The sequence below is a fragment of the Pseudomonas sp. 39004 genome (genome assembly GCF_028682155.1).
GTDB classification, from domain to species: domain Bacteria; phylum Pseudomonadota; class Gammaproteobacteria; order Pseudomonadales; family Pseudomonadaceae; genus Aquipseudomonas; species Aquipseudomonas capeferrum.
This window is the reverse complement of sequence record NZ_JANIAG010000040.1, coordinates 1-14,836: the sequence shown is the minus strand read 5'-3', so window position 1 is coordinate 14,836 and position 14,836 is coordinate 1. Positions and strand designations below refer to the sequence as shown.

Sequence of the window (14,836 nt, the reverse complement as noted above, 5' to 3'; positions counted from 1 at the left end):
CGTTTTTATTCCCGGACGAAAATTACGTTTTTTCAATAGGTTGAACATGAATCCTGATACTCCACTGCAGCTGCTGGGCGGCCTCTCTGCCCGCGAATTCATGCGCGACTACTGGCAGAAGAAGCCCCTGCTGGTACGCCAGGCCTTCCCCGACTTCATCAGCCCGATCGAACCCGACGAACTGGCCGGCCTGGCGCTGGAAGAAGAAGTCGAATCGCGCCTGGTGCTCGAACACGGCGAACGCCCTTGGGAACTGCGTCGCGGCCCGTTCGAGGAAGATGTCTTCGCCACCCTGCCCGAGCGCGACTGGACCTTGCTGGTACAGGCCGTGGACCAGTTCGTCCCGGAAGTAGCCGAACTGCTGCAAGAATTCCGTTTCCTGCCCAGCTGGCGCATCGACGATGTGATGGTCAGCTTCGCCGCCCCCGGTGGCAGCGTCGGCCCGCACTTCGACAACTACGACGTGTTCCTGCTGCAAGGCCACGGCAAGCGCAACTGGAAGATCGGCCAGATGTGCAACAGCGACAGCCCGCTGATCGAGCACGCCGACCTGCGCATCCTGGCCGACTTCGAACAGAGCGGTGAGTGGACCCTGGAGCCCGGTGACATGCTCTACCTGCCGCCGCGTCTGGCCCACTACGGCGTAGCCGAGGACGACTGCCTGACCTACTCGGTCGGTTTCCGTGCCCCGAGCGCTGCCGAAGTGCTGACCCACTTCACCGACTTCCTCGGCCAGTTCCTGCCGGACGAAGAGCGCTACAGCGACGCCGACGCGCAGCCGGTCAGCGACCCGCACCAGATCCAGCACGATGCCCTCGACCGCCTCAAGGGCCTGCTCGACAAGCACATGGGTGACAAGGACCTGCTGCTGACCTGGTTCGGCCAGTTCATGACCGAGCCGCGCTACCCGGAGCAGGTGGTGGGTGAAGAGCTGAACGAGAAAGAGCTGATCGAAGCCCTTGAGGATGGCGCCATCCTGATCCGTAACCCTAGTGCGCGCATGGCCTGGTCCGAGCTCAACGACGACCTGATGCTGTTCGCCAGCGGCCGTAGCTGCCCGCTGCCTGCCAAGCTGCGTGAGCTGCTGAAGCTGGTCTGTGCGGCGGACGCGTTACACATCGAAAACCTTGCAGAGTGGTTGGAGGATGAAGATGGCCTTATGCTGGTACAGCAACTGATCAAACAAGGAAGCCTGGGATTCGCCAATGAATAAGATTCGTGTGCGCCTCGCCGACTGGCATAAGGACAACGCCGACATCCGGCGTATCCGTGAAGCGGTGTTCATTGCCGAACAGCACGTACCGCCGGAGCTAGAGTGGGACTCGGACGATCCGACTGCGGTGCACTTCCTGGCCCTGGAGGGTGACTACCCGATCGGTACCGCCCGCCTGCTGCCCGACGGCACTATCGGCCGAGTATCGGTACTCAAGGACTGGCGCGGGCTGAAGGTGGGCGATGCGCTGATGAATGCGGTCATCATCGAAGCCCAGCAGCGCGACCTGAAGCAGCAGACACTCAGTGCCCAGGTGCACGCCACGCCGTTCTACGAGCGCCTGGGCTTTCGCGTCGTCAGCGAAGAGTTCCTTGAAGCCGGCATCCCGCATGTGGACATGGTGCGCGACTCTCGCGAAATCGCCTGATCCCTAAGCGCTTGCCTGCACTGCCCCGCGAAAGGGGCAGCGCAGGCAAAACATCTCGACCGACAAAACCTGTACATCCATCCAGATAAAGCTTGCCTCAGCGCCCCTGCTTGCGCATCCTAGTGCCCATCACCCCCGATGAAGCGTTTGCGGCCATGCGCCTGTTCCTCTGCGAAAAACCCTCCCAGGCAAAAGACATCGCCAAAGTACTCGGCGCCACTCGCAAGGCCGACGGCTGCTGGCAAGGCACCGATGTCTGCGTGACCTGGTGCATCGGCCATCTGCTCGAAACCGCCCCGCCCGACAGTTACGACGAACGCTACAAGCGCTGGAACCTCGCCGACCTGCCGATCATTCCCGAAAAATGGAAGATGCTGGTCAAACCCAAGACCGCCAGCCAGTTCAAGGCCGTCAAGCGCCTGCTCGGCGAGGCGCGCGAATTGGTGATCGCCACCGACGCCGACCGCGAAGGCGAGATGATCGCCCGCGAACTGGTCGAGCACTGCCGTTACCGCGGGCCGATCCAGCGTTTGTGGCTGTCGGCACTCGACGATGCCTCCATCCGCAAGGCCCTGGCGCGCCTGCTGCCCGGCCACGAGACGTTCAGTCTTTACCACTCGGCGCTGGGCCGCTCCCGCGCCGACTGGCTGATCGGCATGAACATGAGCCGGCTGTTTACCCTGCTCGGCCGCCAGTCCGGCTACCAAGGGGTGCTGCCGGTAGGCCGGGTGCAGACGCCGACCCTGCGCCTGGTGGTGGACCGTGATCGCAGCATCGCCGACTTCGTGCCGGTGCCGTTCTGGGCCATCGACGTGCAACTCGAACATGCCGGCCAAGGCTTCAATGCCCAATGGCGAGCCCCGGAGGACGCCTGTGACGACCAGGGCCGGTGCCTCAACCCGGCCTTGGCGCAACAGGCTGCCGCCGACATGAATAATGCAGGCACGGCCCGAGCGGTCAAGGTGGCGACAGAACGCGTGCGCGAAGCTGCCCCCCTGCCCTTCGACCTGGGCACCCTGCAAGAGCTGTGCTCGAAAAAATTTGGCCTCGGCGCCCAGGAAACCCTCGACATCGCCCAGGCCCTGTACGAAACCCACAAGCTGATCACCTACCCGCGCAGCGACTGCGGCTACCTGCCACTGAGCCAGCACGCCGAGGCGCCCGCCATTCTCGCAGCGTTGCAGCGCGCCGATGCCAGCCTTGCGCCGCTGCAGCCTCACCTTGAGCCCCAGCGCCGCTCGCGTGCCTGGAACGATGCCAAGGTCAGTGCCCACCACGGCATCATTCCCACAGCAGCAGCCAGCGACCCCGCGCGCCTGCCCGCCAAGTACAAGGCGGTCTACACCTTGATCCGTGCCCGTTACCTGGCGCAGTTTCTGCCCAACCACGAGTACGACCGCACCCAGGCCGATTTCGACTGTGCAGGCCATGCCCTGCGCGCCGTGGGCAAGCAGATCGTCGAGCCTGGCTGGCGGCGTGCCTTGCCCGAGGCATTGACCCCGGCCAAAGGCCGCGAGGCAGCGCCAGCCCAGGTCCTGCCAGCCCTGCGCGAAGGCCAGGACTGCAACGTACAAGGCCTGCAGCTGAAGGACATGTGGACCCAGCCGCCCAAACCCTTCACCGAAGGCGACCTGATCAAGGCGATGAAGAACGTCGCCAAACTGGTAGATGACCCTCGGCTGAAACAGAAGCTCAAGGAAACCACCGGCATCGGCACCGAAGCGACCCGGGCCAGCATCATCCAGGGCCTGCTCGACCGCGGCTACCTGGTCAAGCATGGCAAGGCCTTGGCCGCGACGCCTGCGGCCTTCAGCCTGATCGACGCCGTGCCACGCGCCATCGCCGACCCCGGCACCACGGCAATCTGGGAGCAGGCCCTGGACATGGTGCAGAGCGGTGAAATGAGTCTGGAAGAGTTCGTCGCTCGGCAGTCGGCCTGGATGGGCAAGCTGGTTGAACGCTGCAGCGGCATGCGCATGACCATCACAGGGCCGGCAGCCGGCGCCGCGCCCCCCTGGAAAAAGAAGCGCCGGGGCGGTGGGAAAGGCAAAACCACCGCAAGCAAGGCGGCCGCAGGCAAGCCAAGGCAACCGAGGAAAAAGGCGGCAACCTGAACCCTTGCAATGCCAAAACCACAAAAGCCGACAAACAAACTGGCGCCGTGAAATTTACCTGCTAAATTTTCATGAAAATAATCATAAAAATTTTCATGAGGCCCCGGCATGTTCAAGCAATCCGCGCAACACATTGCCACCTACTACGCCCAGACCTACCCCACCCCTATTCCTCTACGCCCTACTCTGCAAGGCCGACACGACACCGAAGTGCTGATTGTCGGCGCCGGGTTCAGCGGCCTGCACACCGCCCTGCGCCTGGTCATGGCCGGCAAGCAAGTGACGCTGCTGGAAGCCAGCCGCGTGGCCTGGGCCGCGTCCGGGCGCAACGGTGGCCAGGCGTTGCTGGGCTGGTCATGCGACATGCCTCCGTTGGAAAAAGCCTTAGGCATCGAACGCACTAGGCGCTTGTGGGACAGCATGTGCTGGGCCGCCGATGAAATGCGTGAACTGCCGCAACGCCACGGTTTCGATGTCGACTACCGGCTTGGCAGCTTGTGGACCGCCGTGCTGCCACGGCGGGTGAAGATGCTTGAAGAAGCCCTGCATGACGCCCAGGCCAAGTGGGGCTATGACGCCCTGCGCCTGATTGGCCGCGATGAGCTGCCTCAGTGGATCGACAGCCCGCGCTACCAGGCTGCGCTGTATGACGCCAAAGGTGCACACCTCAACCCGCTCAAGCTGGCCCAGGGCCTGGCCAGCACTATCGAGGCTGCCGGCGGGCACATCTTCGAGCAAAGCCAGGTGCTCGACTACCAGCAGACCGGCAACGGTTATGTCACCCGCACCGACCATGGCGAGGTGCACAGCCAGGCCCTGGTGCTGGCCTGCAACGCCTACATCGACCGCCTCGACCCGGCACTGTCGCGCCGTTTGCTGCCCGTTGGCTCCTACCAGGTAACGACCGCGCCACTGGAAGCCGACGTCGCCAAATCATTACTGCCGCGCAACAGCTGCGTGATCGACAACCAGTTCGTGCCCGACTATTTCCGCCTTACCCCCGACAACCGCCTGCTGTTCGGCGGCGGCTGCACCTACCTGGGCGGCATCCCCAAGGACGTGGCCGGCGCCACCCGCCCCTACCTTGAACGGGTGTTCCCGCAATTGGCTGGGGTGGCCATCGACTTTGCCTGGGGCGGCCACATCGACTGCAGCATCCAGCGCACGCCCGACATCGGCCGTGACGGCCAGCGCTATTGGTTGCAGGGTTTCTCCGGCCATGGCGTGCTGCCGACCCTGGCTGGGGCGCGGGCGGTCAGCGATGCGATCCTCGGTAACGACGACCTGCTGACGCTGTACCAAGGCATCGACAACGGTCGCTTCCCTGGCGGCGACTTGATGGCCGCACCGCTGGAGGCCGCGGCCAAAGCCTGGTACAGGTTGCGCGACCATGTCTGATGAAGTTCAAACACTGGCGGTGCTGATCCGCGACCTGCGCAAGCACCGCGGGCTGACGCTTGACGAGCTGGCCGGCAAGGTCAAGCGCTCACTGGGCTTTCTCTCGCAGGTCGAGCGCGGCCTGTCGCGGCCGACCGTGGCCGACCTGACGGCCATCAGCGAAGCCCTGCACGTACCGACCACCTACTTCTACCAGGCCGGCCAGCCACGCCCGCTGGACTGGGTCACCCGGCCCGGCGAACGGCGCACGATCTACTACGCCGAAGGCATCAGCGACGTGCTGGTATCACCCACCCTCAATGGCGGCTTCTCCATGCTCGAAAGCCACCTGGCGCCTGGCGCCAGCAGTGGCGAGGGGCACCTGAACGACAGTTCCGAGCAAGGCGGCTTCGTCCTCGAAGGCGAGCTGACGCTTTGGCGCGAAGGCCACGCCGAGGCGGTAACGCTGCGGCGCAACGACAGCTTTCAGCTCCCCCCGCACAACCAGTTCCGCTACGCCAACCTGACCGACCAGACGACCCGGGTCCTCTGGGTCTTCCGATGAGAGCACAGCATGACCATCACCACAGGTTTTCCCGATCTGCTCAGTGAAGTACGCGCGTTCCGTGCCCGCTACCCCGACGTACGCCACGTCGACCTGCTGAGCCTGGATATCCCCGGGCATTTCTACGGCAAGCGCTACCCCATCGACATGCTGGAAAAGGTCGCCGCCGGCAGCCCGCTGAAACTCCCACAGAACTGCGTGCTGCTGGGGGTACAGGGCGGGTTGTTCCCGATTGGCGACTATTGCTTCAACGACGGCGACCCGGATGCCCTGCGCCGCCTGATCCCCGGCACGCTCAAGCCGGTCAGTTGGGAACGCGAGCCGCTGGGGCAGATGCTGATCAGCTCTGACGGCACCGCCGCGCCCATCGAGTTCGAGCCACGGGAGGTGCTCGCCCGCGTGTTGCAGCGCCTGGCCCGGCGTGGCATTCGCCCGGTCGTGGCGTTCGAGCTGGAGTTCTACCTGTTTGAGCGGGCACTCAAGGAAGGCCTGCCGCAGTTTCCGCGCGACCCGTTCAGCGATGACCCGGACGATCAGCCCAACATGCATATCGAGCGGCTGTCGCGTTTCAGCGACGTGCTGCGCGACATGGTCGAAACGGCCAACGCGCAGGGCGTCGACGCCAACGTCATCACGGCGGAATTGGGGCCGGGCCAGTTCGAGATCAATTTCGGCCACTGCGACGACGGCCTGCGCGCCGCCGACTGGGCAGCCCTGTTCTGCCGCAGCACCCGTGGCGTGGCGCTCAAGCATGGCCTGCGCGCCTCGTTCATGAGCAAACCCTACCTGCAAGCCCCGGGCAGCGGCATGCATGTGCATGTGAGCCTCTATGGCAACGACGGCAACAACCTGCTGGCCGCCGACGGGCAGCGCCCGCTGCGCCATGCGGTGGCAGGTTGCCTGGCGACCCTGCCGCACTGCATGCCGATCTTTGCCGCCAACCACAATGCATTTCGCCGCTATGGCGCCATGGTCAACGCTGCCAGCCGTGCGAGCTGGGGCTTCGAGGACCGCGATGCGTGCATCCGCATTCCCGAGTCCGATGCGCGCAATTTACGCATCGAGCATCGTCTGGCGGGTGCCGACGCCAACCCGTACCTGGTGCTGGCGGCGATCCTGTGTGGCATGGAGCATGGGCTGGATGCGGCGCGGGAGCCGATTGCGCCGCTGAACGAAGACCGTGGCAGCGCTATCGACTTCCCGAAGGACATGCTCAGCGCCGTAACCGCGATGCGCAATCACCCGGCGGTGAATGAGGGGCTGGGCGAAGAGTTCGTGATGGTGTATTGCGAGAACAAGCGTCAGGACCATCTGGCGTTCATGCAGGAGGTCAGTGCCAGAGAATATCGATGGTTCCTGTAATGACTTGATTGTCAGTGCTGGCCCTTTCGCGGGGCCAGCCCGCTCCCACTACAATCTCCAACCTTGTGGGAGACCTGTGGGAGCGGGCTTGCCCCGCGAAAGGGCCGGTACTGACAAGACCAAAATCTCTCCTATTCTCAATAGCTCACTTGGCAATCCCCCTGCACAGAGGAGCCGCGACCATGAGCTACGTAACCACGAAGGATGGCGTTCAGATCTTCTACAAGGACTGGGGCCCGCGCGATGCGCCGGTCATCCACTTCCACCACGGCTGGCCGCTGAGTGCCGACGACTGGGACGCCCAGCTGCTGTTTTTCCTGGCCGAGGGCTTTCGCGTGGTCGCCCACGACCGCCGCGGCCATGGGCGCTCCAGCCAGGTGTGGGACGGCCATGACATGGACCACTACGCCGACGACGTGGCGGCCGTTGTCGAACATCTGGGCATCCAGGGCGCGGTGCATGTAGGCCACTCGACCGGCGGCGGCGAAGTGGTGCGCTACATGGCGCGCTACCCCGGCGACAAGGTCGCCAAGGCGGTACTGATTGCCGCCGTGCCACCGCTGATGGTGCAAACACCTGCCAACCCGGGCGGCCTGCCCAAGTCGGTGTTCGACGGCTTCCAAGCCCAGGTGGCAGATAACCGGGCGCAGTTCTACCGCGACGTGCCGACAGGGCCTTTTTATGGCTACAACCGGCCTGGCGTCGAACCTGCTGAAGGCATCATCGGCAACTGGTGGCGCCAGGGCATGATCGGCAGCGCCAAGGCGCACTACGACGGCATCGTTGCGTTCTCGCAGACTGACTTCACCGAAGACCTGAAGGGCATCAACCAACCGGTTCTGGTGATGCATGGCGACGATGACCAGATCGTGCCCTACGAGAATTCCGGCCCGTTGTCAGCTAAGTTGCTGCCTAACGGCACGCTGAAGACTTACAAAGGCTACCCGCACGGCATGCCCACCACCCATGCCGATGTGATCAATGCCGATTTGCTGGCGTTCATCCGCAGCTGAGGCGGTGCCAGTGCGGGCCCCTATGGCAGCGGGTCTACCCGCGAGAGGGCCCGCACTGGCAACACCCACTCGTCAGGATTACCATGTCCCACTTCTAGCGCGGCCGTTTGCCGCACCCTTGCCTCCCTGCCTGCCAGATACCAATGCCCTTCGAACTCACCGTAGAACCCCTCACGCTGCTGATCCTGGCCTTGGTCGCCTTCGTCGCCGGTTTCATCGACGCCATCGCCGGCGGTGGTGGCCTGCTCACCACGCCGGCATTACTGACGGCCGGCATGCCACCGCACCTGGTGCTGGGCACCAACAAGCTCAGCTCCACATTTGGCTCGGCCACCGCCGGTTTCACCTACTACAAGCGCAAACTGTTCCACCCTGCGCAGTGGCGCCCGGCACTGTTCGCCACCCTGGTCGGCGCCTCGCTGGGCGCAGTGATCGCCCACTACCTGCCCGCCGAATGGCTGAACAAGATGCTGCCGGTGGTGGTCTTCGCCTGCGGGGTCTACCTGCTGTTCGGCGGCACGCCGAAGGCACCGCTGGATGCCGATGCGCCGATCAAGAAGAAATGGCAAGTGCCGCAAGGCTTCACCCTGGGCTTCTACGATGGCGTGGCCGGCCCCGGGACCGGCGCGTTCTGGACCGTGAGCACCCTGCTGCTGTACCCCATCGACCTGGTACGCGCCAGCGGCGTGGCACGCAGCATGAACTTCGTCAGCAACATCGCGGCGCTGACAGTATTCATCATTTCCGGCCAGGTGGACTACATCGTCGGCCTGGCCATGGGCCTGTCGGTGATGGTCGGCGCCTTCTTCGGCGCACGCACGGCGATCAGCGGCGGCAGCAAGTTCATCCGCCCGGTGTTCATCACCGTGGTGCTGGCCTTGACCGTGCGCCTAGCGTGGCAGCACTGGTTCGGGCAGGCCTAGACGCCGAGCCACATACAGGTCGATCAGGTAGCGGGCGATGGAACGCCCGGCCGGCAGCGGCGGCAGGTCGTGCACGCTGAACCACTGGGCGTCTTCGATCTCGTCCGGTTGCATCACAATCTCCCCGCCCGCGTACTCGGCATGGAAGCCCAGCATCATCGAATGGGGGAACGGCCAGCACTGGCTGCCAACGTACTGGATGTTCTGCACCTCGACCGCCACCTCTTCACGCACCTCGCGTACCAGGCAGTCCTCGGCCGACTCGCCTGGCTCGGCAAAGCCCGCCAGGGTGCTGTAGACACCGGTGACAAAACGCGGCGAGCGCGCCAGTAGAATCTCGTCACCGCGGGTGACCAGCACGATCATGCTCGGCGAAATGCGTGGGTAGCTGCGCAGGTCGCACGGCTGGCAATACATTGCCCGCTCCCAACGGATTTGCGTCATCGCCTGGCCGCAACTGCCGCAAAAACGGTGTTCGCGGGCCCAGGTGCCGATCTGCGCGGCGTAGCCCAGCACCTTGTACAGGTCGAAGTCGCCTTCAAGCATGAACGCACGCAACCCACGCCAGGCACACCCCGGCACCTCGGTGGCGGTGCGCAGTTCGAGCAGGAACACCGGCTGGCCATCGAAGTGACCGATGCCATGTTCGCACAGCACATCCAGGTCCTGGCGCTTGAGCCACTCGCGGGGGAACAGCGCGCCGTTGTCGTCCACCAGGAACCCGCCCGGGCTGCGGGCGACGGCCCAGCCCCCGGTGATCTGCGGGTCGAGTACTGCGGTAGTCCAGCGTGCTGACATGTTGGGGGTTCCTTGCTGAGCGCCCCCCGAGCTGTCAGTCGGCGAACGTCGGTTTCTGTTTGCTCATGTGCGCCGCCACCGCCACGCGCAGGTCTTCGGACTGCAGCATCGCAGCGTTCCAGGTGGCGATGTATTCGAGGCCATCGTCAATGCGATGGTCACGCATGTAGCTGAGCATTTCCTTGGTGCCGGCCACGGCGATCGGCGATTTTGCGGCAATCTCGCGGGCAATGGCAAAGACCCCGTCGAGCAGCGCGGCCTGATCATCATAGACGCGGTTGACCAGGCCTATGCGCAGCGCCTCATCGGCCTCGACGTTGCGCCCGGTGAATGCCAGCTCACGCATCATGCCGTCGCCGATGATACGCGGCAAACGTTGCAGCGTGCCGACATCGGCGGCCATGCCCATGTCGATTTCCTTGATCGAGAACTGCGCATCCTGGCTGCAGTAGCGCATGTCGCACGCCGAGATGAGGTCGATGGCGCCCCCAATGCAGTAGCCCTGCACCGCCGCCAGCACCGGTTTGCGGCATTTGTCCACGGCGTTGAACGAGCCCTGCAGGCGCAGGATGGTACTGCGCAGGAAGCGCGCATTACGACCGACGTCCTTGCCCATCTGGCCAGCGAGCGAGGCCAGCATCATCAAGTCGATGCCGGCGGAAAAATGCTTGCCCGCACCGCTGATGACCACGGCACGCACGGCATCGGTGTCGTCGACCCACTGGAAGATGTCGATGATCTCTTCCCAGAAGGCCGCGTTCATCGCGTTGACCTTTTCCGGGCGGTTAATCTGAACGTGGGCGATATTATCGGTCAGTTCGACCTTGAATGCGCTGTACTCGGTCACGTGCGGCACTCCTGAGGGTAAAGGGTTCATAGCGCAGGATGGTAACCCAGCCGCGAGGCCGCACTTGTGCCAAAAACGGGACTGCACACCTTGCCTAAGGCGGCCCGATCCGGCACCGTGCGGCATTGCCGAATTATAAGGATACATATTCATGTCACGCTCCGTGGCCGGCGCGCTCGCGCACAATTTCCTGGGCCAGTCACCGCTCTGGTACAAGGCCGTCATCGGCCTGTTCCTGGTGCTCAACCCGTTGCTGCTGCTGACTGCAGGCCCGGTCACGGCGGGCTGGGTGCTGGTGATCGAATTCATCTTCACCCTGGGCATGGCGCTCAAGTGCTACCCGCTGATGCCTGGCGGTTTGTTGCTGGTTGAAGCACTGCTGCTGGAGATGACCACGCCTCAGGCGCTGTACGAAGAACTGCAGCACAACTTCCCGGTGATCCTGCTGCTGATGTTCATGGTTGCCGGTATTCACTTCATGAAGGAACTGCTGCTGTTCCTGTTCTCGCGGATCCTGCTTGGCGTGCGCTCGAAAGCGCTGCTGTCGGTCCTGTTCTGCGTGCTGTCGGCGTTTCTCTCGGCCTTTCTCGATGCCCTGACGGTTACCGCGGTGATCATCAGCGCTGCGGTAGGCTTCTACGCGGTCTTTCACCGTGTCGCCTCCGGGGCCAACCCGCGCGAAGACAGCGCGCTCGACAGCGACCAGCAGATCCCCCAACTGCACCGTGAAGACCTCGACCAGTTCCGCGCCTTCCTGCGCAGCCTGCTGATGCACGGTGCGGTCGGTACCGCGCTGGGCGGCGTGTGCACGCTGGTGGGCGAACCGCAGAACCTGTTGATCGGCCATGAGATGGGTTGGCACTTCGCCGACTTCTTTTTCAAGGTCGCGCCCGTGTCGTTGCCGGTGCTCGGCGCCGGGCTGCTGACCTGTGTGCTGCTGGAAAAACTGCGCCTGTTCGGCTACGGCACGCTGATGCCCGAGCGCGTACGCCAGGTGCTGGCCGCCTACGCCGCCGAAGACGATGCCGCGCGCACCGCGGCACAGCGAGCCGCGCTGTGGGTGCAAGGCAGCGCCGCGCTGATCCTGATCATCTGCCTGGGCCTGCACATTGCCGAGGTTGGCCTGGTGGGCCTGCTGGTGATCGTGCTGATCACCGCGTTTACCGGCATTACCGATGAACACCGCCTGGGCCGTGCCTTCCAGGACGCCATGCCGTTCACCGCGCTGCTGGTGGTGTTTTTCGCCGTGGTCGCGGTGATCCATCAACAGCAGCTGTTCAGCCCTCTGATCGCCTGGGTACTGGCGCTACCCGCCGAACAACAACCCGGCATGCTGTACCTGGCCAACGGTTTGCTGTCGGCGATCAGCGACAACGTGTTTGTCGCTACCATCTACATTACCGAGGTCAAGCAGGCGTTTCTCAATGGTGGCATGAGCCGCGAGCATTTCGAGACGCTGGCGGTGGCGATCAACACCGGTACCAACCTGCCGAGCGTGGCGACGCCGAATGGGCAGGCGGCGTTCCTGTTTCTGCTGACCTCGGCGGTTGCGCCGCTGATCCGGCTGTCGTATGGCCGAATGGTGTGGATGGCCTTGCCTTATACCGTGGTCATGGGTGGGCTGGGGTGGTGGGCGGTGACTTACTGGCTGTGAGGGCCTGGCTTGGGTTTTGCTGCGTCTGCGCGATCGAGCGCCGCCCGCACGGCGCTCGATCTCATAAGCGCTGCAATCCTAAAGACAAACATCCCACACCCAACCCGATACAACTTTTGCCGCCAACCCGCATCGAATCACAGTAAGTCCCCATCCGCTTCAAGGAGGTTCGCCATGGCGATGCGCTCGGCACTGTTGCTTTCCTGCATGACCCTTGCCCTGATCGGTTGCGCCGGGTCCAACGACGAACACAAGACGCCCCCCACCACGCAGCAGGTCGACCTGCAACGCTACCAAGGCACCTGGTACGAGCTGGCGCGCCTGCCGATGTTCTTCCAGCGCAACTGCGTGCAGTCCGAAGCGCATTACGGCCTGCGCGAGGACGGTCGCATCGACGTCAACAACCGCTGCAAGGAAAAGGACGGCCAATGGAATGAAGCCAAGGGCATCGCCGAAGCCCAGCAGCCAGGTAAGACCGACAAGCTCTGGGTGCAGTTCGACAACTGGTTCAGCCGCCTGGCACCGGGCCTGACCAAGGGTGACTACTGGGTGCTTTACCACGACAAGGACTACCGCGTAGCCCTGGTCGGGCATCCGAACCGCGAGTACCTGTGGCTGCTTTCGCGCACCCCGGCGGTCACCGACCAGGAGCGCGAACAGCTGCTGTCGATAGCCCGCAAGCAAGGCTATGACACCAGCAAACTGATCTGGCGCCAGGAGGGCTAGCCCGCCGCACGGCTGCTCGTCGACGAAGCGGGGCAATCAAGCTAAGGTGTGCGCCCCGCATCCCCTCGAAGGAACGAGCCGTTGATCACCTGCCACGTCAAATACACCGTCGACCCTTACCAGCTGCCAGCGTTCGAGGCCTATTCGCGCCTGTGGATGGGCCTGGTCACGCGCATGGGCGGCAAGCACCACGGCTACTTCCTGCCTGCCGAAGGCGCCAACAATGTTGCCTACTGCCTGTTCAGTTTTCCCAGCCTGGCGGCCTACGAGCAATACCGCATACAGGCCGAGACCGACCCCGAATGCATCGCCGCGGTGGCCCTGGCCACCGAGCAACGGTTTATCCTCAGCTATGAGCGCAGCTTCCTCAAGCCACTGCTCGAGCCGCGCATTCGCTCACTTGCCCTGTGCGTGTTCCATCACCAGGGCAAGATCCTGGTCAACGTCTTCGATGACCCTGTGACCCAACGGACGCTGTGCCGACCGCTCGGTGGCGGCATCGAGTTTGGTGAACGGGGCAGTGCAGCCATCGCCCGGGAAATCGAAGAAGAACTGGGGCAGTCGATCAGCGATGTGCGCTTGCTTGGTACGCTCGAGAGCCTGTTCACCTATGCCGGTGCACCGGGGCATGAGATTGTGCAGGTATTCGATGCCCGCTTCGATGATGCCAGCCTGTACCAGCAGCCTTGGCTGGAAGGCCGCGAATCCAACGGCAGCCCTTTTCGCGCCAAGTGGTGCGACAGGGCCGACTTCGACAGTATCGGCCCGCTTGTCCCCGAAGGGTTGCAAGCCATGCTGCGCGACCTGTCGCTGTTCGGTTGAACTGAAGGAGGCAGATCATGGACCTGCTGTTTCTAGGCACCAGTGCCGGTGTGCCGACCAAGGCCCGCAACGTCAGTGCCACCGCCGTGATCGAAGCCAGCGGCAGCCACTGGTACCTGGTCGATTGCGGCGAAGGCACGCAACACCGGCTACTGCACACGCCGTTATCGATACGCGACCTGCGCGGCATCTTCATCACCCACGTTCATGGCGACCATTGCTTCGGCCTGCCGGGCTTGCTGGCCAGTGCCGGAATGAGCGGGCGTACCCAGCCGCTGGACCTGGTCCTGCCCGCTGCACTGCATGATTGGGTGAGGCTGAGCCTGGCTGCCAGCGACAGCTACCTGCCTTTCGAAGTGCGCCTGCTGGCAGTAGAGAGCCTGGCTGACTGGCGTAGCGAGACGCTGCAGGTCAGTACCGTGCAGCTGTCGCATCGGGTGCCGAGCGTTGGCTTCGTGTTTACCGAGCTCAACCCTGAGCCGCGCCTGGACGTGCAACGCCTGGATGCCGAAGGCATCCCTCGCGGGCCGTTGTGGGGCGACTTGGCCAAGGGGCTGTCGGTGGAACATGAGGGGCGAACCCTGCACGGGCATGACTACCTGCGCGCGTCGCGAGCGGCACGGCGAGTGATTGTGTGCGGTGACAACGACAGGCCCGAGCTGCTGGCGGAGGTCGCCAAGGGCGTGGATGTCCTGGTGCATGAGGCGACCTTCACCCAGGCGATCGTCGAACGTACGGGGGCTACATTCGGCCATAGCACGGCGGCGCAAGTGGCACGGTTTGCCGAGGCCGCAGGGGTACGTAACCTGGTGCTGACGCATTTCAGTGCGCGGTATCAGAGTGATTCGCGGCGTAGTCCATCCATTGATGATGTTCGGGTCGAGGCGCTGGCCCATTACAACGGGCATTTGACCTTGGCGCGGGACCTGCAGCGGTATCACATTGGGCGCGATGGGTGTCTGGTGGCGGTTGGGTAGATTGGGGTTGGGCTGACA

Annotated in this window: 14 protein-coding genes and 1 pseudogene; 13 read left to right on the top strand and 2 right to left on the bottom strand. The window is 63.9% G+C overall.

The window, feature by feature from the left end:
* The first annotated feature begins 46 nt into the window (after window positions 1-46).
* The 8 genes from NP534_RS09780 to NP534_RS09745 all read left to right on the top strand — a co-directional run bounded on the left by NP534_RS09780 (window position 47) and on the right by NP534_RS09745 (window position 8,994).
* Window positions 47-1,213, top strand: a complete 1,167-nt coding sequence (locus NP534_RS09780) for a ribosomal protein uL16 3-hydroxylase (protein ID WP_274098597.1) — start codon at window positions 47-49, stop codon at window positions 1,211-1,213.
* Window positions 1,206-1,640 (top strand): GNAT family N-acetyltransferase, encoded by a 435-nt coding sequence (locus NP534_RS09775; protein WP_033696724.1) that lies wholly within the window; start codon window positions 1,206-1,208, stop codon window positions 1,638-1,640. The genes NP534_RS09780 and NP534_RS09775 overlap by 8 nt, the downstream gene beginning before the upstream one ends.
* A gap of 155 nt (window positions 1,641-1,795) precedes the next feature.
* Window positions 1,796-3,754 (top strand): DNA topoisomerase III, encoded by a 1,959-nt coding sequence (locus NP534_RS09770; protein ID WP_274098607.1) that lies wholly within the window; start codon window positions 1,796-1,798, stop codon window positions 3,752-3,754.
* Between the two features lie 108 nt (window positions 3,755-3,862).
* Entirely contained in the window at window positions 3,863-5,152 is a 1,290-nt protein-coding gene (locus NP534_RS09765; RefSeq protein ID WP_274098596.1) for an NAD(P)/FAD-dependent oxidoreductase, read from the top strand.
* Window positions 5,145-5,696: a helix-turn-helix domain-containing protein gene (locus tag NP534_RS09760; protein WP_033696721.1), complete on the top strand. Its 552-nt coding sequence runs from the start codon at window positions 5,145-5,147 to the stop codon at window positions 5,694-5,696. Before NP534_RS09765 ends, NP534_RS09760 begins: the two co-directional genes overlap by 8 nt.
* Before the next feature lie 15 nt (window positions 5,697-5,711).
* The gene (locus tag NP534_RS09755; protein ID WP_274098606.1) at window positions 5,712-7,058 is read left to right on the top strand and encodes a glutamine synthetase family protein; all 1,347 of its coding nucleotides are present in this window, start codon (window positions 5,712-5,714) and stop codon (window positions 7,056-7,058) included.
* Window positions 7,059-7,240: 182 nt separating this feature from the next.
* On the top strand, window positions 7,241-8,071 hold the full coding sequence (locus NP534_RS09750) for an alpha/beta fold hydrolase (RefSeq protein WP_274098595.1): 831 nt from the start codon (window positions 7,241-7,243) through the stop codon (window positions 8,069-8,071).
* Between the two features lie 143 nt (window positions 8,072-8,214).
* Window positions 8,215-8,994 (top strand): TSUP family transporter, encoded by a 780-nt coding sequence (locus NP534_RS09745; RefSeq protein ID WP_274098594.1) that lies wholly within the window; start codon window positions 8,215-8,217, stop codon window positions 8,992-8,994.
* On the opposite strand, the gene nudC is transcribed toward NP534_RS09745, so the two are convergent.
* Window positions 8,962-9,792: an NAD(+) diphosphatase gene (gene nudC / locus NP534_RS09740; RefSeq protein WP_274098593.1), complete on the bottom strand. Its 831-nt coding sequence runs from the start codon at window positions 9,790-9,792 to the stop codon at window positions 8,962-8,964. The two genes, NP534_RS09745 and nudC, sit on opposite strands and share 33 nt — an antisense overlap.
* 34 nt (window positions 9,793-9,826) lie before the next feature.
* Entirely contained in the window at window positions 9,827-10,639 is an 813-nt protein-coding gene (locus NP534_RS09735; RefSeq protein WP_047581826.1) for a crotonase/enoyl-CoA hydratase family protein, read from the bottom strand.
* 151 nt (window positions 10,640-10,790) lie between these two features.
* Between NP534_RS09735 and nhaB the strand changes: the two genes are divergently transcribed.
* The 5 genes and pseudogenes from nhaB to NP534_RS09715 all read left to right on the top strand — a co-directional run bounded on the left by nhaB (window position 10,791) and on the right by NP534_RS09715 (window position 14,818).
* Complete coding sequence (nhaB, locus tag NP534_RS09730) at window positions 10,791-12,293, top strand: sodium/proton antiporter NhaB (protein WP_033696714.1); 1,503 nt, start codon at window positions 10,791-10,793, stop codon at window positions 12,291-12,293.
* Window positions 12,294-12,467: 174 nt separating this feature from the next.
* Entirely contained in the window at window positions 12,468-13,019 is a 552-nt protein-coding gene (locus NP534_RS09725) for a lipocalin family protein (RefSeq protein ID WP_077068357.1), read from the top strand.
* Between the two features lie 81 nt (window positions 13,020-13,100).
* Window positions 13,101-13,400 (top strand): annotated as a pseudogene (locus tag NP534_RS26780) (NIPSNAP family protein); the annotation flags it as partial.
* Window positions 13,395-13,841: an NUDIX hydrolase gene (locus NP534_RS26775; RefSeq protein ID WP_443201078.1), complete on the top strand. Its 447-nt coding sequence runs from the start codon at window positions 13,395-13,397 to the stop codon at window positions 13,839-13,841. The pseudogene NP534_RS26780 and the gene NP534_RS26775, both read left to right, overlap by 6 nt.
* Window positions 13,842-13,858: 17 nt before the next feature.
* Window positions 13,859-14,818, top strand: coding sequence for a ribonuclease Z (locus tag NP534_RS09715; RefSeq protein ID WP_274098591.1), 960 nt, complete (start codon window positions 13,859-13,861; stop codon window positions 14,816-14,818).
* Window positions 14,819-14,836: the final 18 nt, after the last annotated feature.